The organism is Ramlibacter lithotrophicus (assembly GCF_012184415.1).
Lineage (GTDB): Bacteria > Pseudomonadota > Gammaproteobacteria > Burkholderiales > Burkholderiaceae_C > Ramlibacter > Ramlibacter lithotrophicus.
In genome coordinates this window covers 171,554-188,565 of the sequence record NZ_VTOX01000010.1, presented here as the reverse complement: position 1 = coordinate 188,565, position 17,012 = coordinate 171,554, and the positions used below count along the sequence as shown (strand labels likewise).

At 69.4% G+C, this 17,012-nt stretch carries 19 protein-coding genes; 15 read left to right on the top strand and 4 right to left on the bottom strand.

The window, feature by feature from the left end:
• Position 1 precedes the first annotated feature (1 nt).
• From RAMLITH_RS21985 to RAMLITH_RS21945, 9 genes are all read left to right on the top strand, one after another.
• Positions 2 to 826: an ABC transporter permease gene (locus RAMLITH_RS21985; RefSeq protein ID WP_168109585.1), complete on the top strand. Its 825-nt coding sequence runs from the start codon at positions 2 to 4 to the stop codon at positions 824 to 826.
• A gap of 150 nt (positions 827 to 976) precedes the next feature.
• Positions 977 to 2,017, top strand: a complete 1,041-nt coding sequence (locus RAMLITH_RS21980; protein ID WP_168109584.1) for an ABC transporter substrate-binding protein — start codon at positions 977 to 979, stop codon at positions 2,015 to 2,017.
• 17 nt (positions 2,018 to 2,034) lie between these two features.
• Complete coding sequence (locus RAMLITH_RS21975) at positions 2,035 to 2,850, top strand: ABC transporter ATP-binding protein (RefSeq protein ID WP_168109583.1); 816 nt, start codon at positions 2,035 to 2,037, stop codon at positions 2,848 to 2,850.
• A complete protein-coding gene (locus RAMLITH_RS21970) occupies positions 2,847 to 3,542 on the top strand; it encodes a cysteine hydrolase family protein (RefSeq protein ID WP_168109582.1) in 696 nt (231 codons plus the stop codon). The genes RAMLITH_RS21975 and RAMLITH_RS21970 overlap by 4 nt, the downstream gene beginning before the upstream one ends.
• Positions 3,539 to 4,660, top strand: coding sequence for a C45 family autoproteolytic acyltransferase/hydrolase (locus RAMLITH_RS21965; protein ID WP_168109581.1), 1,122 nt, complete (start codon positions 3,539 to 3,541; stop codon positions 4,658 to 4,660). Before RAMLITH_RS21970 ends, RAMLITH_RS21965 begins: the two co-directional genes overlap by 4 nt.
• 4 nt (positions 4,661 to 4,664) lie before the next feature.
• On the top strand, positions 4,665 to 5,810 hold the full coding sequence (locus RAMLITH_RS21960) for a Gfo/Idh/MocA family protein (protein WP_168109580.1): 1,146 nt from the start codon (positions 4,665 to 4,667) through the stop codon (positions 5,808 to 5,810).
• 66 nt (positions 5,811 to 5,876) lie between these two features.
• Positions 5,877 to 7,625: a CocE/NonD family hydrolase gene (locus tag RAMLITH_RS21955; RefSeq protein WP_168109579.1), complete on the top strand. Its 1,749-nt coding sequence runs from the start codon at positions 5,877 to 5,879 to the stop codon at positions 7,623 to 7,625.
• Between the two features lie 40 nt (positions 7,626 to 7,665).
• Positions 7,666 to 8,703 (top strand): ABC transporter substrate-binding protein, encoded by a 1,038-nt coding sequence (locus RAMLITH_RS21950; protein ID WP_168109578.1) that lies wholly within the window; start codon positions 7,666 to 7,668, stop codon positions 8,701 to 8,703.
• 64 nt (positions 8,704 to 8,767) lie between these two features.
• Positions 8,768 to 9,688, top strand: coding sequence for an alpha/beta fold hydrolase (locus RAMLITH_RS21945; protein ID WP_168109577.1), 921 nt, complete (start codon positions 8,768 to 8,770; stop codon positions 9,686 to 9,688).
• On the opposite strand, the gene RAMLITH_RS21940 is transcribed toward RAMLITH_RS21945, so the two are convergent.
• On the bottom strand, positions 9,675 to 10,511 hold the full coding sequence (locus RAMLITH_RS21940) for an enoyl-CoA hydratase (protein ID WP_168109576.1): 837 nt from the start codon (positions 10,509 to 10,511) through the stop codon (positions 9,675 to 9,677). The two genes, RAMLITH_RS21945 and RAMLITH_RS21940, sit on opposite strands and share 14 nt — an antisense overlap.
• Before the next feature lie 15 nt (positions 10,512 to 10,526).
• On the opposite strand from RAMLITH_RS21940, the gene RAMLITH_RS26145 reads away from it, so the two are divergent.
• Complete coding sequence (locus RAMLITH_RS26145) at positions 10,527 to 10,856, top strand: 4-oxalocrotonate tautomerase (protein WP_337786193.1); 330 nt, start codon at positions 10,527 to 10,529, stop codon at positions 10,854 to 10,856.
• Positions 10,857 to 10,875: 19 nt separating this feature from the next.
• On the opposite strand, the gene RAMLITH_RS21930 is transcribed toward RAMLITH_RS26145, so the two are convergent.
• On the bottom strand, positions 10,876 to 11,340 hold the full coding sequence (locus RAMLITH_RS21930) for a hypothetical protein (RefSeq protein WP_168109574.1): 465 nt from the start codon (positions 11,338 to 11,340) through the stop codon (positions 10,876 to 10,878).
• A gap of 224 nt (positions 11,341 to 11,564) precedes the next feature.
• Here RAMLITH_RS21930 and RAMLITH_RS21925 point away from each other — a divergent pair, with 224 nt between their 5' ends.
• Positions 11,565 to 11,963, top strand: a complete 399-nt coding sequence (locus RAMLITH_RS21925) for a VOC family protein (RefSeq protein ID WP_168109573.1) — start codon at positions 11,565 to 11,567, stop codon at positions 11,961 to 11,963.
• Between the two features lie 18 nt (positions 11,964 to 11,981).
• Here the strand turns inward: RAMLITH_RS21925 and RAMLITH_RS21920 are convergent, their stop codons facing one another.
• Positions 11,982 to 12,152, bottom strand: coding sequence for a hypothetical protein (locus RAMLITH_RS21920; protein WP_168109572.1), 171 nt, complete (start codon positions 12,150 to 12,152; stop codon positions 11,982 to 11,984).
• Between the two features lie 83 nt (positions 12,153 to 12,235).
• Positions 12,236 to 12,718 carry a DUF456 domain-containing protein gene (locus RAMLITH_RS21915; RefSeq protein ID WP_168109571.1) on the bottom strand — a complete coding sequence of 161 codons (483 nt, stop codon included), beginning with the start codon at positions 12,716 to 12,718 and terminating at the stop codon, positions 12,236 to 12,238.
• A gap of 177 nt (positions 12,719 to 12,895) precedes the next feature.
• Here RAMLITH_RS21915 and RAMLITH_RS21910 point away from each other — a divergent pair, with 177 nt between their 5' ends.
• From RAMLITH_RS21910 to RAMLITH_RS21895, 4 genes are read left to right on the top strand one after another with little or no spacing between them, the layout of a single operon-like run.
• Positions 12,896 to 14,032, top strand: coding sequence for a 2-oxoacid:acceptor oxidoreductase subunit alpha (locus tag RAMLITH_RS21910; RefSeq protein ID WP_168109570.1), 1,137 nt, complete (start codon positions 12,896 to 12,898; stop codon positions 14,030 to 14,032).
• A complete protein-coding gene (locus RAMLITH_RS21905) occupies positions 14,029 to 14,865 on the top strand; it encodes a thiamine pyrophosphate-dependent enzyme (RefSeq protein WP_168109569.1) in 837 nt (278 codons plus the stop codon). The genes RAMLITH_RS21910 and RAMLITH_RS21905 overlap by 4 nt, the downstream gene beginning before the upstream one ends.
• The gene (locus RAMLITH_RS21900; protein ID WP_168109568.1) at positions 14,862 to 15,413 is read left to right on the top strand and encodes a 2-oxoacid:acceptor oxidoreductase family protein; all 552 of its coding nucleotides are present in this window, start codon (positions 14,862 to 14,864) and stop codon (positions 15,411 to 15,413) included. The genes RAMLITH_RS21905 and RAMLITH_RS21900 overlap by 4 nt, the downstream gene beginning before the upstream one ends.
• Positions 15,410 to 17,008 (top strand): FAD-dependent oxidoreductase, encoded by a 1,599-nt coding sequence (locus tag RAMLITH_RS21895; RefSeq protein ID WP_168109567.1) that lies wholly within the window; start codon positions 15,410 to 15,412, stop codon positions 17,006 to 17,008. Before RAMLITH_RS21900 ends, RAMLITH_RS21895 begins: the two co-directional genes overlap by 4 nt.
• Positions 17,009 to 17,012 lie beyond the last annotated feature (4 nt).

Sequence of the window (17,012 nt, the reverse complement as noted above, 5' to 3'; positions counted from 1 at the left end):
GATGAAGGCTCTCGAAAAGGCGCAGCCGCTGCCCCTGGCGGGCGGCGGCCAGTCGATGGGACGATTCCTCGAACGCTGGAGTTCGCTCCTGCTGATCGTGGTCCTCGTCATCGTGTGGGAAGCCGCCGTGCGCTTTTTCGACGTGCCGCGGTTCCTGCTGCCGACGCCGAGCGAGATCGTGCGGCTCGCCATCGACGAATGGGCGCTGATCCAGATGCATTCGATCGCCACCATCTGGGCGATCCTGACCGGCTACGCCGCGGCCGTGGCTTTTGCGCTGGCGATCTCGGCGGTGATGATCCGATTCCCGCTGGTCGAACGGCTGATCATGCCGATCTTCGTCGGCCTGCAGAGCGTGCCGAAGATCGCGATCGCGCCGCTGATCCTGGTGTGGGTCGGCGCGGGGATCGGCTCCAAGATCCTGGTGGTGATGTCGATCGCGTTCTTCCCGATCGTGATCAACACGATGGCCGGCTTCAAGGAGGTCGACCGCGGCCTGGCCGACGTCTTCCGTTCCGTCGACGCCACCGAACGCCAGATGCTGCTGAAGCTGCGCCTGCCCTACGCCGTGCCGTACATCTTCGCCGGCCTGCGCATCGGCACCACCCTGGCCGTGCTCGGCGCCATCGTCGCCGAATGGCTGGCGGCCTCGAACGGGCTGGGCTACCTGGTGCTGTCCGGCAGCTTCAACTTCAATACGGCGCGCTCGTTCGCCGCGATCATCGCGCTGGCGATCATCGGCACGACGTTCTTCAACGTGATGTCGTGGCTCGAACGCAGGATTTCCTGGCGCACGGGGATCAACGACTCCACGTCGCAGATATGACGGCGGCGCGGCCACGGGCCGCGCGACCACAGATGCATGAGCGGCGGCACGCACCGGACGCCGCTCTACGGAGACAAGGCGGCACGCCCCACTTCGCCCCCGAGGCAGCGTGACCGCACCAATGCACGGATTCCCAACCCAGGAGCGACCATGACCAGAACCGGCCAATCATCACTGCGGCACCTGCTGCACGCCGCCACCGCCTTGTGCCTCTCGTTCGCGGCCGTGAGCACGGCCAGTGCCGCGGACAAGGTGATCATGCGCATCAATTTCACGCCATGGGGGATGCACGCGCAGTACTTCGGCGGCAGGGCGCAGGGCTTCTATGCGCAGGAGGGAATCGAGCTGGAGATCCGCCCGCCGTCGAGCGGCCAGCAGAACGAGGTGTTCATCGGCAGCGGCCGCGAGCAGTTCGGCGTCACCAATGCCGACGCCTTCGTCAAGGCGCGCGGCTCCGGGATCCCGATCGTTGCCGTGATGGCCGACCAGCCGGACAACCCGTTCGCGGTGATCTCCCTGAAGAAGACCGGCATCACAGGGCCGGACAAGCTCAAGGGCGCCAGGATCGCATGGTTTCCCGCCAACGTGGTCGGGATGCTGGACCCGGTGCTCGCCAAGGGCGGCCTGACCCGCAAGGACGTGGAGCTGGTGAACGTCGCGCGCGGCTCCGAAGTCCAGATGCTCGCCGCGGGACAGGTCGACGGCCTCTTCGGCTATTCGTTCGGCCAGGCGCTGACGCTGGAGATGCGCGGCTTCCCGGTCAACGTGATGCCGGTGCGCGATTACGGCGTCAAGTTCTACGGCACCGTCATCTACACCAACGATGCGCTGCTCAAGTCGAACCCCGACCTGGTCAAGCGCTTCGTGCGGGCCACCATGAAGAGCCTGATCTGGGCCCACGACAACGTTGAGACGGCGATGCAGGAGATCGTGAAGGTCTCGCCCGACCGCGACCTGAAGCTCGAGTCGCGCAAGCTGCGGATGATCTACGACCTCTACAACGTGCCGGACTACAGCGAGCGCTTCGGCAGGATGACCGACGCCAAGTGGCAGTCCTCCATCGACATCCTCGCAGCGTCGGGTGACCTGCCGAAGCCGCCGAGCCCGAAGGAGATGTACACCAACGCCATCATCGACAGCCTCGACGAGGCGAAGACGCTGGCGGCCAAGATCAAGACACCGGCGAAGTAAGGGACGCGATGAGCACCATGACTGCAGAAGCGGCGCCGGCCCGCGCGGCGCCGCTGCCGGGCACCGGCATTTCCATCGGCGGGGTCGAGGTGACCTACGGCGTGGGCTCCGGCGAGCCGGTCCATGCGCTGGCGCCGGTGAGCCTGGAGATTCCGCAAGGCTCGTTCGTGTCGCTGGTGGGCCCGTCGGGGTGCGGCAAGAGCACGCTGCTGAAAGTGCTGGCCGACCTGATGCCGCCCACCCGCGGCCACGTGCGCATCGGCGACACGGGACCGGACGTGCTGCGCCGCGCCGGCCGCATCGGCCTGGTGTTCCAGCAGGCCAACCTCATGCCGTGGCTCGACATCGAGAGCAACGTGCGCCTGCTGGAGGACCTGGTCGCGGCCAAGGGCGGCGGCGCGAAGCGGCAGGACGTGGGCGCCCTGCTGGAAGTGGTGGGCCTCAAGGGCTTCGAGAGGAAGCTGCCGCACCAGCTGTCCGGCGGCATGCAGCAGCGCGCCGCGCTCGCCCGCGCGCTGGTGCTCGACCCGGCGATCCTGCTGATGGACGAGCCGTTCGCCGCGCTGGACGAGATCACGCGCGACCGCATGGCGTTCGAGCTGATGCGGATCTGGCAGCACTATCGCAAGACCGTGGTCTTCGTGACCCACTCGCTGTCCGAGGCCGTGCTCCTGTCCGACCGGGTGGTGCTGATGACGGCCCGCCCGGGACGCATCCACAAGGTCTACGACGTGGACCTGCCGCGTCCCCGCACCCATGAAACCAGGCTGTCGGACGGTTTCATCCGGCTGGTGGGGGAAATCAACCGCGATCTGTACAAGGTGATGGCATGAGCGACGCTGCGCAGGACTTCGACGCGTCGTGGCTGCCACGCAGCGCACTGCTGCTGGTCGACATGAACCGTTCGCACCTGGACCACTCGATCGGCCACATGCTGGTCGAGGAGTCCGCGGCGAAGGCGATCATCGAGCGCGCGGTCGGCGTGCGCGAGGCGTTCGCCGCCGCCGGGCTGCCGGTCATCTACGTGCGCACCCACCACCGGCAGGACCCGCGCACCGGCGAGATCGTCGACAACAAGAGCCCGTTCTGGATGGCGCAGCACCGCAAGGCGGTGCCGGGGCTGGGCAAGCAGCGCAAGTCGCTCGCGGTCGAGGGCGCGCCCGTGACCGAGGTGGTCGCGCCGCTCGCGCCGCGGCCGGGCGACTTCACCGTGTTCAAGCACCGCTACAGCCCGTTCGACAACACCGACCTGGAGCTGCTGCTGCGCAACCTGCGCGTCGACACGCTCGTCATCGGCGGCGTCAACACCAACAACTGCGTCCTGTGCAGCTGCTTCGACGCCTTCAACCGCGACCTGCGCGTGGTGCTGATGAAGGACGTCTGCGCCAGCATGAACGGCCCGGAGTACCACGAGGCGGCCCTGAAGGTGATCGAGGCGGCGCTCGGCTGGATCGTGGAATCGCGCGACGTCATCGGCGCGCTGCACGGGACGGCCGCGGCGGCGCGGGAGGTGGAGACCGCATGACGACCAGGAACCGCATGCCCAGCCTGACGGTGGGCGAAGACGCGTTCGAGCGCGGGTTGTTGCACGGCAAGGTTTATGCCGCCGACGTGCAGGCCAACCTCGAGACCTACCTGTCGCGCTTCGAGGCCTCGGGCCTGGCGCGCGGCGCCGCCCTGGACGAGGCGCGCAACTGGCTGCGCGCCATGGAGCGGCAGAACGCCGAGTACGTCGAGGAGATGCGCGGCATCGCCGCCGGCAGCGGCCAGGGCGAAGACGCGATCGCGCTGCTGAACGCGCGCTACGAGATCGCCTTCCTGCTGTACGGCAAGGACGCCCGTTCGAAGGACCAGGCCGCGGGCGAGGCCAGCGGCTGCACCACATTCGGCATCCTGTCGGAGCGCTCGGCCAACGGCCACCACTGGCTGGGACAGAACTGGGACTGGCTGGAGGGCGTGCACCGCCGCACCCTCGTGCTGCGCATCCGGCGCAAGTCCAGGCCCAGCCTGGTGTGCCTCACCGAGGCCGGGATCGTCGGCGGCAAGATGGGCGTCAACGAATGCGGCATCGGCCTCGTGGAAAACGGCCTCGCGTCAAGCCACGACAGCCGCAACCCGTACCAGAAGCCGTTCCACATGCGCTGCCGCGAAGTGCTGGACGCGGACCGCTACGACGACGCGCTGCGGCCGGTGGTGGAGACCCGCCGCACCTGCTCCGGCAACTTCGTCGTCGGGGCGGCGGGAGGCGAGATCATCGACCTGGAGACCAGCCCCGACCACGTCACGTACCTGTATCCCACGGACGGCATCGTCACGCATTCCAACCACTTCATCGGCGCCGGCCACGGCGAGTCGCAGATGGAGAAGGTCGGGCCGCACACCTTGTTCCGCGCCGCCCGCATGCGGCGCCTGCTGGAGCGCGGCGGCAACGCCATCGACATGGCGGTGATGACCGCCGCGATGAGCGACCATTTCGGCCATCCCAACGCGCTGTGCCGCCATCCGGACCCGCGCCAGGCGGCCGCGCGGCGCACCATGACCGCCGGCGCCGTGCTCATCGACCTCGAGGAGCGGCTGATGCACGTAGCCGACGGTCCGCCCTGCGAGCACGCCTTCGTCGCCTACCCGCTGAACGGGGACTGACGCCATGGCCACCGAAACGATCAACATCGTCATCGAGGGCGCCACCGGCCGGCTGGGCGGCAACCAGCACCTGCGTGCGCTGCTGGACATCCGCCGGGAAGGGGGCCTGCCGCTTCGCAACGGCACCCGGCTGGTGCCCGAGCCGCTGCTGCTGGGCCGCAATGCCGACAAGCTCTCGGCGCTGGCCACGGCCCATGGCCTGGCCTGGAGCACGGACCGCAACGCCTGCCTCGCCGACGCGGCCAACAGCATCTACTTCGACGTCAGCGCGACCGCCGGCCGTCCCGAGCGCGCCCGGGCCGCGATCGCGGCCGGCAAGCACGTCTATCTGGAAAAGCCGATCGCCGGAACGCTGGAGGACGCGCTGGCGCTGGTGCGCGCCGCCGAACGCGCCGGCGTGCGGCACGGCGTGGTGCAGGACAAGCTGTTCCTGCCGGGGCTGGTCAAGCTGGGCCGGGTGCGCGACTCCGGCTTTCTCGGCAAGATCCTGTCGGCCCGGCTCGATTTCGGCTGGTGGATCTTCGACGGCGAGCTCACGTCGGCGCAGCGTTCGAGCTGGAATTACCGCAAGGCGGACGGCGGCGGCCTGGTGCTGGACATGTTCCCGCACTGGCGCTACATCGTCGACCACCTGATCGGCCCGATTGCCTCCGTGTCCTGCCGCGTCACCACCGACGTGCCGCAGCGCCGCGACGAGCGCGGAGAGCGCTACCGGGTCGACGTCGAGGACAACGTCGCCGCCACGTTCGAGCTGGCAGGTGGCACGCTGGTGCAGGTCACGTCGTCGTGGGCCACCCGCGTGCGGCGCGACGACATGCTCACGATCCAGGTCGATGGAACGCTGGGCTCCGCCGTGTGCGGGCTGCATCGTTGCTGGGTGCAGTCGCTGGCGACCACGCCGAAGCCGCAGTGGAACATCGAGGCCGAGCGCCGGGAAGACTTCGACGACCAATGGCAGGAAGTGCCCGACGTCGATGCGTACCGCAACTCGTACCGCGCCGGCTGGGAGCTCTTCCTGCGCCACGTTGCGGAGGGCTCGCCCTTTCCATCCCCGCTGCTCGAGGGCGCCAAGGGCATCCAGCTGGTCGACGCCTGCTACCGCAGCCATGCCGAGCGGCGCTGGGTCGACTTGTCGCCGCTGGCCGTTTGATCACCCGCGCCGCCGGGGCCGCGGTCGCGTCACGTGCATTTTCCAAACCAGATTGAGAGACATCCGATGAACCAAGGTCACAAGGTCGAACTGCGGGACGGTATGAGGATCGAGTGGAATGCGCCGATCGAGATGGACGACGGTGTGGTCCTGCGCGCGGACATCATGGCGCCGGTCCAGGAAGGGAAGTACCCGGTCATCATGACCTACGGTCCCTACGGCAAGGGACTCGCCTTCCAGGAAGGCTACAAGACCGCCTGGACCCGGATGATCGAAGCCTGGCCCGAGGTGGCCGAGGGCAGCTCCAACAAGTACCAGAGCTGGGAACTGGTGGATCCCGAGAAATGGGTGCCGGACGGCTACGTCTGCCTGCGCATCGACTCGCGCGGCACCGGGCACTCGCCCGGCTACGTCGACATCTACTCGCCCCGCGAAACCAGGGACATGTACCAGTGCATCGAGTGGGCGGCCGCCCAGCCCTGGTGCAACGGCAAGGTGGGCCTGAACGGGATCTCCTACTACGCGATGAACGCCTGGCTGGCCGCCGCGCTGAACCCGCCGCACCTGGCGGCGTTCTGCGCCTGGGAAGGCGCTTCCGACGTGTATCGCGAGATGGCGCGTCACGGCGGCATCCTCAGTGAATTCGTCGACGGCTGGTACCTGCGCCAGGTGCAGAGCGTGCAGTACGGCGTGGGCGAACGCGGTGCCCGCAGCCAGGTGACGGGCGATCCCATCGCCGGTTTCGAGACGCTGCCGGAGGAGGAGCTGGCGAAGAACCGGGCCGATACGCCGAAGGAGCTGCGCGAGCGCCACCTGATCGACGACTGGTACCGGGCGCGCACGCCGGTGCTCGAGGACATCAAGGTGCCGTTCCTGTCGGCGGCGAACTGGGGCGGCGTGGGCCTGCACCCGAGGGGAAACTTCGAGGGCTACCTGCGCGGCGGCAGCCGGGACAAGTGGCTGGAGGTGCACGGCGACACGCACTTCTCGCATTTCTATTCCAACTACGGGATGGCGCTGCAGAAGCGATTCTTCGGCCATTTCCTCAAGGGCGAGGACACGGGGTGGGAGCGGCAGCCGCCGGTGCAGCTGAACGTGCGGCATCCCGGCGAGAAGTTCGTCCTGCGCGACGAGTCGGAATGGCCGCTCGCGCGCACGCAGTGGACCAGGTTCTACCTCGACCCCGCCAACGGATCGCTGGGCACCAGGGTACCGCAGCAGGAGATCGGCCTGAGCTACGACGCGATGAGCGACGGGCTGACGTTCACGTCGGCGCCGCTGAAGGAGGAGCTCGAGATCACGGGTCCGATCGCCGCCAGGCTGTTCCTGTCGTCCGAGACCAACGACGCGGACGTCTTCCTCGCGCTGCGCGTGTACGACCCGCAGGGCAAGGAGGTGTCGTTCATCGGATCGAACGATCCGCGCACGCCGGTGGCCCTGGGCTGGCTGCGGGCGTCGCACCGCAAGCTCGATCCGGCCAGGAGCCTGCCATACCGGCCCTGGCATACGCACGACGAATTGCAGCCGCTCAAGCCGAACCAGCCGGTGGAACTCGACGTGGAGATCTGGCCCACGTCGATCGTCATTCCCGCCGGTTACCGTTTCGCGCTGAACGTGCGCGGCAAGGACTACGAGTACGACGGGACGTACGTGACGCTGCCGTTCGCGCCGACGCGCAGGTTCTACGGCGTGGGCCCGTTCACCCATACCGATCCCACCGACCGGCCGCCCGCGGTCTTCGGCGGCCGCTACACCCTGCATTTTTCCGCGGAGAGCCGGCCGTACGTGCTGCTGCCGGTGGTGCCGGCGAAATGATGCCGCGCCGAAGCCTCGCACATCGACAAGGAGACAAATCATGACCACGGTTCCCACATCGGCCGCACGCCGGCGCGTCCTGGCGGCGGGGTCCCTGCTGCTGACCGGCAGCCTCTTCGGCGCGGGTCCCGCCAGCGCCGCGGACAACGTCATCATGCGCATCAACTTCACGCCATGGGGCATGCACGCCCAGTATTTCGGCGGCAAGGCGCAAGGCATCTACGCCAAGGAAGGCATCGAGCTGGAGATCCGTCCGCCCTCCGGCGGACAGCAGAACGAGGTGTTCATCGCCAGCGGCCGCGAGCACTTCGGCGTCGCCAACATCGACAGCTTCGTGAAGGCGAAGGCCTCGGGCGTGCCGATCGTGGCGATCATGATCGACCAGCCCGACACGCCGGTGGCCGTGATCACGCTGAAGAAGAGCGGCATTGCCGAACCGAAACAGCTGAAGGGCAAGAAGCTCAGCTGGTTCCAGGCCAACGTCCGGGCGCAGCTCGATCCCTTGCTGAAATCCGGGGGCCTGACCCGCAAGGACATCGAGTACGTGAACGTCGCCCGCGGCTCCGAGGTCCAGATGCTCGCCGCCGGGCAGATCGACGCGATCTACGGATTCAGCTACGGCCAGGCGCTGACGCTGGAGGACAAGGGTTTCCCGGTCAACGTCATGCCGCTGAAGAACTTCGGCTTGAACAACTACGGCACCGTGATCTATACCAGCGAGCAGCTGCTCAAGTCCAACCCGGACCTGGTCAAGCGCTTCCTGCGCGCCACGCTCAAGAGCCTGATCTGGACCAAGGACCACATGCAGGAGGCGGTCGCCGAAGTGATCAAGGTCTCGCCCGACCGCGACCTCAAGCTGGAGACCCGCAAGCTCGGGATCATCTACGACATCTACAGGTCGCCGGAATACGGCGAGCGCTTCGGCTGGATGACCGACGCCAGGTGGAAGGACACCATCGAGGTGTTCAGCGAGGAGATCCCGAAGAAGCCGGCGCCCCAGGAGATGTACACCAACAAGATCCTGGAAAGCCTCGACGAGGCAAAGCAGCTGGCGCGGATCCTGCAGCAGGGCAGGTAGGCGGCCTGGCGCGGCAACCCGCGCACAATGGACGCCGTCAGCAACGCGGAAAGGCGACAGATCCATGGCCACGCTCACGACCGACGACGGCGTCAAGCTGTACTACGAGGACACGGGCGCCGGAACGCCGATCGTCTTCGTTCACGAATTCGCCGGCGACCACCGCAGCTGGGAACCGCAGGTGAGGCATTTCTCGCGGCGCTACCGCTGCATCACCTACTGCGCCCGGGGCTACCTGCCGTCGGAAGTTCCGGAAGGCATCGAGCGCTACTCGCAGGAGCGTTGGCGCGAGGACCTGCGGTCGGTGCTGGACGCGCTGGACCTGCCGGCGGCGCACGTCGTGGGGCTGTCGATGGGCGCGTTCGCCACCTTGCACTTCGGGATGCGCTACTGCGCCAGGGGCGCCCCGCCGCGCGCGCTGTCGCTGACCGTGGCCGGATGCGGCACCGGCGCGCATCCGGCGGCCTATGCCCAGGCGCAGGCCGACAGCCGTGCGCTGGCGGCCAGCATCCGCGGCAAAGGGATGGCGCACCTCGCCGCGACCTATGGCCACGGCCCGGCGCGGGTGCAGTTCCGCAACAAGGATCCGCGCGGCTTCGCCGAGGCGATCGCGCAACTCGCGGAGCACTCCGCGGAAGGTTCGGCCAACACGCTGCTGGGATACCAGGCGCGCCGTCCGAGCCTGTACGACCTGACCGACGCGATCGCGGCGATCGACGTGCCGGTGCTGGTCGCGACGGGCGACGAGGACGAGGCCTGCCTGGAGCCCTCACTGCTGCTGAAGCGCACGATTCCAAAGGCCGCCCTGGCGGTGTTTCCCCGCAGCGGCCACGCGATCAACCTCGAGGAGCCGGTGATGTTCAACCGGTTGCTCGACGACTTCTTCCATCAGGTCGAACGCGGGCCTTGGCCGGCCCGCGATCCGGCGGCCGCCTGTCCGTCGATCTACGGGCCGGGGGGCAGGCCCCCGTTCACCGCCCCTTGAACACCGGCTCGCGCTTTTCCACGAAGGCGCGGGCCGCCTCCCGGTGGTCTTCGGTCTGGCCGCAGTGGATGTGATGCGTCGCCTCCAGGTCGAGGCAGTCGTCCACGTCGCCCGCCAGCGCGCGGTTCAGGTTTTCCTTCATGTACCGGTAGGCCACCGTCGGACCGGTCGCCAGCCGCAGCGCGATCTCGCGGGTCCGGGCGGCCAGTTCTTCGGCCGGGCAGACCCAGTTGACGAGGCCCAGGCGCAGCGCCTCGTCGGCGGCGATCCGGCCGGACAGGAAGTACAGCTCGCGCGCCTTGGCCGAGCCCACCAGCTGCGTGAGGAAGTAGGTGCCGCCGTAGTCGCCGGAGAAGCCCACGCGCGCGAAGGCCGTCGTGAGGAACGCCGTGCCGGCCATCAGGCGCAGGTCGCATGCCAGCGCCAGCGACAGCCCGGCGCCGGCGGCCGGGCCGGGCAGCGCGGCGATGGTCGGCTTGGGCATCTTGAACAGGCGGCCGGCGGTGCCGCGCTGGTTCAGGCGCTGGCGGTGGATCGCCTGGTCGATCGTCATCGCACCGACCGTGCCGTCGCCCGCCGCGGCCATGCCCTTCACGTCGCCGCCGGCGCAGAAGGCGTTGCCGGCGCCGGTCAGCACGATGCATCTCACCTCGGGATCGAGCTCGGCCTGCGCGAGCTGCTGGGCCAGCGACTCGTTCATCGCACGCGACATCGCGTTGCGTGCCTGCGGCCGGTTCAGCGTGAGGGTGAGGATGCCGTCCTGCAACGTCGCCAGCAGGTCGGCGGTGCCGGTGTCGCGGGACGCGGCTTTGGTTTCGCTCATGGTGCACTCCAGGCGGTGTATTCGGACGCGGCGAAGCTTCGCACGACCGTGCGGCGGCGGCAGTCCCCCGCGTTACTGCCGGCGCTGTCGCACAATGCGCACCTTCCCCGGAACGCATCCGGTTTCGTTCACAAGTCTCAAGGAGATCCCATGCCCACGATCCGCGTCGACCTCATGGAAGGGCGCACCGTCGACCAGAAGCGAGCGCTCGTGAAAGCGATCACCCAGGCGGTGGTCGATACGCTCGGAGCCAGGCCGGAGTCGGTCGACGTCCTGCTGTTCGACGTCAAGCGCCATGACTGGGCCACCGGCGGGGAGCTGTGGTCGGACAAGCGGCCCGGATAGCCGCGTCCCGTTGCGGCGACTAGCGCGCGTGCTCGCCGGCTTCACGCCGGTGGCGACGCGCCGGGGCCGCCTTGGCCGGACGGCGCCCGCGGGTGGCCGTTTCCCCGTCGGGCTTTTCCGCCAGCAGCGCCGACGTGCGGATCAGGCGATCGGCAGCGTCCGGCACCATGGCGAATGCGTGCAGGATCGAGTCCACGTCTTCCTGCATCCGCAGCGCGTAATCCTTGCCGGAGAGGCGATCGGCCGTGCGCGACGGCGGGGGCGCGTGGCGCGGCCGGGGTGGTGCCGCCAGGGTGGGTGCGGGTGCCGCGCGGTCTTGCCGGCGCGCCGCAGCGTCTCGCGGGACCGACGCGGCGGCGCCGAGACTGAGCTCGACGAACCTTTGCGCGCTGTCGGCCATCAGCGTCATCGCGCCCTTCATCATGGCCAGCTGCAGTTCCAGCAGCTGGCGGCCGGCTTGCAGGTGGTCCGGACGTTGGCTCATGTTTGCTCCTCGGCGAGCGGCCTGCACTACTGGCGGGACCGGGACCGGAAATCTACCGTGGACAGGCACGGCCGGATTGCCGTCCGCCAATTGCATCGGCCGGTTGCGCTTGCGTCCTACGGGTCGGTGGGCAACCGTCCTACAGGCCGTGGGTTTGCCGGCCTGGCGTGCGCCGTCCACGGCGTTTGCGCACAATGCGGCCATCGCTGCAGGCAGGATGCGCCATGACGACACGCGGGCTCGACCACATCAACCTTCGGGCCGACCGGGCCACGCTCGACGCGCTGAAGGACTTCTATTGCGACCTCGTCGGGCTGGAGGTCGGGCCGCGGCCGCCCTTTCCGCACTTCGGCTACTGGCTCTATGCCGGCGGCCGCCCGGTCGTCCACCTGTACCAGGCGGGGGCGGATGAAACCAGGCTGACCCATGGCGCCACCACGTTCGACCACGTCGCCTTCCAGTGCGAGGACAGTGCCGGCGTCGAGGCGCTGCTGCGCGGGCGCGGCATCGCGTTCAGGAAGGCGGTGGTGCCGGCCAGCGGGCAGCTGCAGTTCTTTCTGTCAGACCCCGCCGGCAACAAGGTGGAGCTGAACTTCGGCCGGGAGCGCGCGGCCGCGCCCTGACGCGGTGCGGCGGCGCGCTCAGGCCGGTCCGCTGCCCCCGCTTCGCAGCGGCGTGGACGGCATCGTCTTTTCGATCACCTGCTCGTCGGGGACGTCATGCGGTCCGTCTTCGTCGGGTACCGGCGTCACATGCTCCTCGGGCTGCTCGTCGGAGCCGTCGGCGCTTTCCGGGCGTTCCTTGGGGGCCATGGCGTTCTCCTGTGCGAAGCAAAGGCACAGCATCCCTGCTGCCGCCGGGCACCCGCGTAGGACAGTTTCCCGTTCTGGCTTGCCTAAAACAGCAGAGCCACGATGTAGATGCCGATCATCATGAAGGCCAGCACGAACTTCGCCAGCATGCCGGCCAGCAGGCCCAGCCAGGTCGCGATGCCGACCCGCACCGCGCCGCTGTGGCTGCGGCGCGCCATGAATTCGCCGGCCGCGGCGCCGACCAGCGGCATGAAGAGCACCCCGATCAGGCCCATGAAGATGCCGGCGACGGTACCGAGGGCCGCGCCGATGATGGCCTGCCGGCTGGCGCCCGCGCGTTTCGCGCCGAGCATGGCCGCGACGTAGTCCATGGCCCAGGCCAGCACCGCCAGCACGGCCACGGCCGCCAGGGCGATCCAGCCGACGCGGGTGAAGTCGTCGATCCAGGCGCCGAGCACGATGCCGGCGAGCACGAGGAAGGTGCCCGGCAGGGCCGGCAGCACGATGCCCGCCAGGCCCAGCAGGATCAGGATGGCGCTGAGCGCCCACAGGAGGGTGTCGGTCATGGCAGTCGTGGCGGAGTGGGTCGGCTGGGACTCGTTTGCGAAGAGGCAAGCGGCGTGCCGCACCTGACGTGGGTCAAATACCGGCGCGATTGTGGGCGACGGGCCGGGCGCATCCCGCGATGATCTGGACTTCGGCAGCCTGGACGGACGCAGCTGGTGGGCACACACAGGAAGTTGATGCAGGGCAACGAGGCCATCGCGGAAGGCGCACTGTACGCCGGCGCGAGGTTTTATGCCGGCTATCCGATCACCCCTTCGTCCGAGATCGCCGAACTGTGCGCGCTGCGCCTGCCCGCGCTCGGCGGCGTGTTCATCCAGATGGAGGACGAACTCGGCTCGATCGCCGCCGTGATCGGCGCCTCGCTGGCTGGCGCCAAGGCCTTCACCGCCACCAGCGGTCCGGGCTTCTCGCTCATGCAGGAGAACCTCGGGCTGGCGATCATGGGCGAGGTCCCGTGCGTGGTGGTCGACGTGCAGCGCGCCGGGCCCAGCACGGGCCTGGCCACCAAGCCGGCGCAGGCGGACATCATGCAGGTGCGCTGGGGCCGCCACGGCGACCAGTCGCTGATCGCGCTGTGCCCGGCCACGGTGCGCGAGTGCTTCACGCTGGCGGTGCAGGCCTTCAACTTCGCCGAGCGCTTCCGCGTGCCGGTGGTCCTGATGCCGGACGAAGTGGTGGCGCACACGCGCGAGAACATCGTGCTGCCGGCGGCGGGCGAGTTGCCGTTGCTCCAACGCAGCGCGCCGCAGGTGGCGCCGGCCGACTATCTGCCGTTCGCCGCCGAAATCGGCAGCGTGGCACCGCTGGCCGCCTACGGCAGCGAATACGTGACGCACGTCACCAGTTCCATGCACGGGCGCGACGGCTACAGCAACAACGATCCGGCGAACGCCACCTGGCGCGTGGCCCAGCTGCACGACAAGATCGCCCGCCATCGCGACGAGATCGTGCTGACGAGGACCTTCGACACCGACGACATGGACGTGCTGCTGGTGACGCACGGCGCCACCACGCGCGCCGGCCGCGCGGCGGCGCTGGAGGCGCGCGCGCGCGGCGTGAAGGCCGGCGTGCTGCAGCTGCAGACGATCTGGCCCTTCCCCGATCGCGAAGTCGCCGCGCTGGCGGCCCGGGCGCGCACCGTCGTCGTGCCGGAGATGAACTACAGCGGCCAGCTCGCCGGCGAGGTGCGCAAGGTGGTCGGCGACGGCGTCGACCTGCGCGGCGTCACCCGCTGGAACGGCACCATCATCGCCCCGCAGGACATCCTCGACGCGATGCTGCGCCCCGCGGGCGCCGTGGAGGCAACGGCATGACGTACCCGACCGGCAACGGTTACCTGAAACCGGGCGTGCTGCCGCACATGTGGTGCGCCGGTTGCGGCATAGGCACCATGCTCGGCGCCATGCTGCGTTCGTTCGAGGAGCTGGGCTGGAGCAAGACCGACACCGTGGTGGTCACCGGCATCGGCTGCACCGGCAAGCTCGACGACTACCTGGTGACCAACGCGCTGCACACCACGCACGGGCGGGCCCTAGCGTACGCGACCGGCATCAAGGCCTTCAATCCGCGGCTGCACGTCGTCGTGGTGATGGGCGACGGCGACGGCGTGACGATCGGCGGCAACCATTTCATCCACGCGGCGCGACGCAACATCGACCTGACGGCGCTGGTCCTCAACAACCTCAACTACGGCATGACCGGTGGCCAGGCCTCGGCGACGTCGCCGGCCACCAGCATCACCAGTACCACCGCGTATGGCAACCCGGAGCGCGAATTCGACATCTGCGCGCTGGCCGAAACGGCTGGCGCCAACTTCGTCGCGCGGGCCAACACCTGGCATGGCTGGGAGCTGCAGCAGAGCATCACGCAGGCACTGACCCGCAAGGGCTTCTCGCTGGTGGAAGTGATGAGTCCCTGTCCCACGCAGTTCGGCCGCCGCAACGACATGAGGCAGACCCAGGCGATGCTGCACTCGCTGCGCGACCGCTCCATGCCGGTGGACCGGTTCCGGGCGCTGCCGCCGTCGGAGCGCGCGGACCGCTTTCCGGTGGGCACGCTGGTCGATCGCGACGAGCCCGGCTTCGTCGAACGCTATGCGCAGGTGCAGCAGCGTGCCGCCGCCAGGCTCGAGGCGAGGCCGGCATGAGCCGCGCCCGCAGCCACCGCGAAGTGATCCTCGCCGGCTCGGGCGGCCAGGGGCTGGTGCTGTCGGCCATCCTGCTGGCCGAGGCCGCGATGCTCGACGGCATGAACGTCGTGCAGACGCAGTCGTACGGCATCGCCAGCCGCGGCGGCCTGTCCACGGCCGAAGTGATCGTCGACCGCGACGAGATCATCTTCCAGCAGGTGCGCTCACCCGACGTCGTGCTGGCGCTGACCGAGGAGTCCGCGCGCAAATTCGAGGCCTGGGCAGCCAGGGGCGTGCCGCTGCTGTACGACAGCACGCTGGCCGCCGAACGAGGCGGGGCGCAGTGCCACGGCGCCGCCTTCACGCGGCTGGCCAACGAACTGGGCCAGCCCGCCAGCGTCAACATCCTCGCGCTGGGCGCGCTGGTCGCGCTCGTGCCGGTCGTGAGCGCCGGCAGCCTGCAGGAGGCGGTGCGGCGGCACTTCGGCGCCCCGGCGGCCCAGGTCAATCTCCAGGCGCTGGCGGCCGGAGCGGCGCTGATGGCGCAGGCGGGGGTCGCAGCGTGAACGCACTCGCAGCAAAGATGGCCCCTTGCCAGGAGGCATGCCCGGCGGGCGTCGACGTGCCGCGCTACGTGCGGCACCTGCGCGACGGCCGTTTCACCGAAGCGCTGGCCGTGGTGCGCGAGCGCATCCCGTTCCCGCTGGTCTGCGGCCATGCCTGCTTCCATCCGTGCGAGGCGAAGTGCGGGCGGCGGCAGCTCGACGATGCGGTCGCGATCAGGATGCTCAAGCGGACCGCCGCCGAACAAGGCGAGTCGCTGGCGCTGGCCGAGGCTCGGCCCGCCAGCGGCAGGACGGCGGCCGTCATCGGCTCGGGGCCGGCCGGCCTGACGGCGGCCTGGTACCTGGCGCTGCAGGGCCACGCCGTCACGGTGTTCGAGGCGCTGGAACGAGCCGGCGGCATGTTGCGCTTCGGCATTCCGGCATTCCGCCTGCCCGACGAAGCGGTGGATGCCGAGATCGTCCGCATCGTCCAGGCCGGCGTGAAGCTGCGCACCGGCGTTCGCATCGCGTCCGCGCAGGCCTTGCTGCAGCAGGGATTCGATGCCGTGCTGATCGCGACCGGCGCATGGCGTTCGGCACGGATGGGCATCCAGGGCGAGGACTCACCGCACGTGCTGGACGGACTCTCGTTCCTGCGCCGCGTGAAAGCCGGCGCCGCACCGCGCCTCGGGCAGCGGGTGGTGGTCGTCGGCGGCGGCAACACGGCGCTCGACGCGGCGCGGGTCAGCCGGCGGCTGGGCGCGCAGGTGACGCAGCTCTATCGGCGCGGCGCGGCCCAGATGCCGGCCTCCGCGGAGGAGGTCGCCGCCGCGCTCGAGGAAGGCGTGGCGATCGACTACCTGTGCGCACCCGTCCGCATCGCGGCGGGCCAGGTGATCTGCGTGCGGATGGCGCTGGGGGCCGCGGACGCGAGCGGGCGCGCGCAACCCGTGCCGCTGGCCGGCAGCGAATACGCGATCGCCGCCGACACGGTCATCGTCGCGGTAGGACAGTCCGTGGAACTGCCGGTGCCCGGTGCGTCGGCGGGCGCGGCGCAAGTGGACCCGGCCACGCTGGCCACGGACATCGGCGGCGTCTTCGCGGCGGGCGACTCGGTGCTCGGCCCGGCATCGATCATCGAGGCCATCGCGCAGGGACGACGGGCGGCCGCGGCCATGGACAGCTTCCTCGGCGGTGACGGCGCGATCGACCGGCCGGCGGCCGCGGATCCCGCGGCGGCGCCCATCGCGTCGGCGCGCGGGACGCCGCGGCAGCAATGGCGGATCATCGGGTCCGAGCTGCGGCTGCGCGGCTTCGACCTGGTGGAGCAGGCCTACGACCCCGCTGCGACCGCCGCCGAAGCCACGCGTTGCCTGTCGTGCGACCTGCGCGACTACGCAGTGGAAGTGAATCCCGCCGTCTGCAAGGACTGCGGCTATTGCGCCGAGGTCTGCGAACTGGGCGTGTTCTCGCGGTCGGACCAGTTCAACGCGGCGGGCTACCAGCCCGCCGTCGCCGACCGCAGCGAGCGCTGCATCGGCTGCCTCAACTGCATCTACATCTGCCCGGACTTCGCGATCACGGTGACGCAGCGGGCGCTGCAGCCCACGGCCTGATACG

What these genes read in the sequence shown, in the direction of transcription:
- RAMLITH_RS21985 (WP_168109585.1), top strand. Translation starts at nt 2, where the DNA reads ATGAAGGCTCTCGAAAAGGCGCAGCCGCTGCCCCTGGCGGGCGGCGGC.
- RAMLITH_RS21980 (WP_168109584.1), top strand. Translation starts at nt 977, where the DNA reads ATGACCAGAACCGGCCAATCATCACTGCGGCACCTGCTGCACGCCGCC.
- RAMLITH_RS21975 (WP_168109583.1), top strand. Translation starts at nt 2,035, where the DNA reads ATGACTGCAGAAGCGGCGCCGGCCCGCGCGGCGCCGCTGCCGGGCACC.
- RAMLITH_RS21970 (WP_168109582.1), top strand. Translation starts at nt 2,847, where the DNA reads ATGAGCGACGCTGCGCAGGACTTCGACGCGTCGTGGCTGCCACGCAGC.
- RAMLITH_RS21965 (WP_168109581.1), top strand. Translation starts at nt 3,539, where the DNA reads ATGACGACCAGGAACCGCATGCCCAGCCTGACGGTGGGCGAAGACGCG.
- RAMLITH_RS21960 (WP_168109580.1), top strand. Translation starts at nt 4,665, where the DNA reads ATGGCCACCGAAACGATCAACATCGTCATCGAGGGCGCCACCGGCCGG.
- RAMLITH_RS21955 (WP_168109579.1), top strand. Translation starts at nt 5,877, where the DNA reads ATGAACCAAGGTCACAAGGTCGAACTGCGGGACGGTATGAGGATCGAG.
- RAMLITH_RS21950 (WP_168109578.1), top strand. Translation starts at nt 7,666, where the DNA reads ATGACCACGGTTCCCACATCGGCCGCACGCCGGCGCGTCCTGGCGGCG.
- RAMLITH_RS21945 (WP_168109577.1), top strand. Translation starts at nt 8,768, where the DNA reads ATGGCCACGCTCACGACCGACGACGGCGTCAAGCTGTACTACGAGGAC.
- RAMLITH_RS21940 (WP_168109576.1), bottom strand. Translation starts at nt 10,511, where the DNA reads ATGAGCGAAACCAAAGCCGCGTCCCGCGACACCGGCACCGCCGACCTG.
- RAMLITH_RS21930 (WP_168109574.1), bottom strand. Translation starts at nt 11,340, where the DNA reads ATGAGCCAACGTCCGGACCACCTGCAAGCCGGCCGCCAGCTGCTGGAA.
- RAMLITH_RS21925 (WP_168109573.1), top strand. Translation starts at nt 11,565, where the DNA reads ATGACGACACGCGGGCTCGACCACATCAACCTTCGGGCCGACCGGGCC.
- RAMLITH_RS21920 (WP_168109572.1), bottom strand. Translation starts at nt 12,152, where the DNA reads ATGGCCCCCAAGGAACGCCCGGAAAGCGCCGACGGCTCCGACGAGCAG.
- RAMLITH_RS21915 (WP_168109571.1), bottom strand. Translation starts at nt 12,718, where the DNA reads ATGACCGACACCCTCCTGTGGGCGCTCAGCGCCATCCTGATCCTGCTG.
- RAMLITH_RS21910 (WP_168109570.1), top strand. Translation starts at nt 12,896, where the DNA reads ATGCAGGGCAACGAGGCCATCGCGGAAGGCGCACTGTACGCCGGCGCG.
- RAMLITH_RS21905 (WP_168109569.1), top strand. Translation starts at nt 14,029, where the DNA reads ATGACGTACCCGACCGGCAACGGTTACCTGAAACCGGGCGTGCTGCCG.
- RAMLITH_RS21900 (WP_168109568.1), top strand. Translation starts at nt 14,862, where the DNA reads ATGAGCCGCGCCCGCAGCCACCGCGAAGTGATCCTCGCCGGCTCGGGC.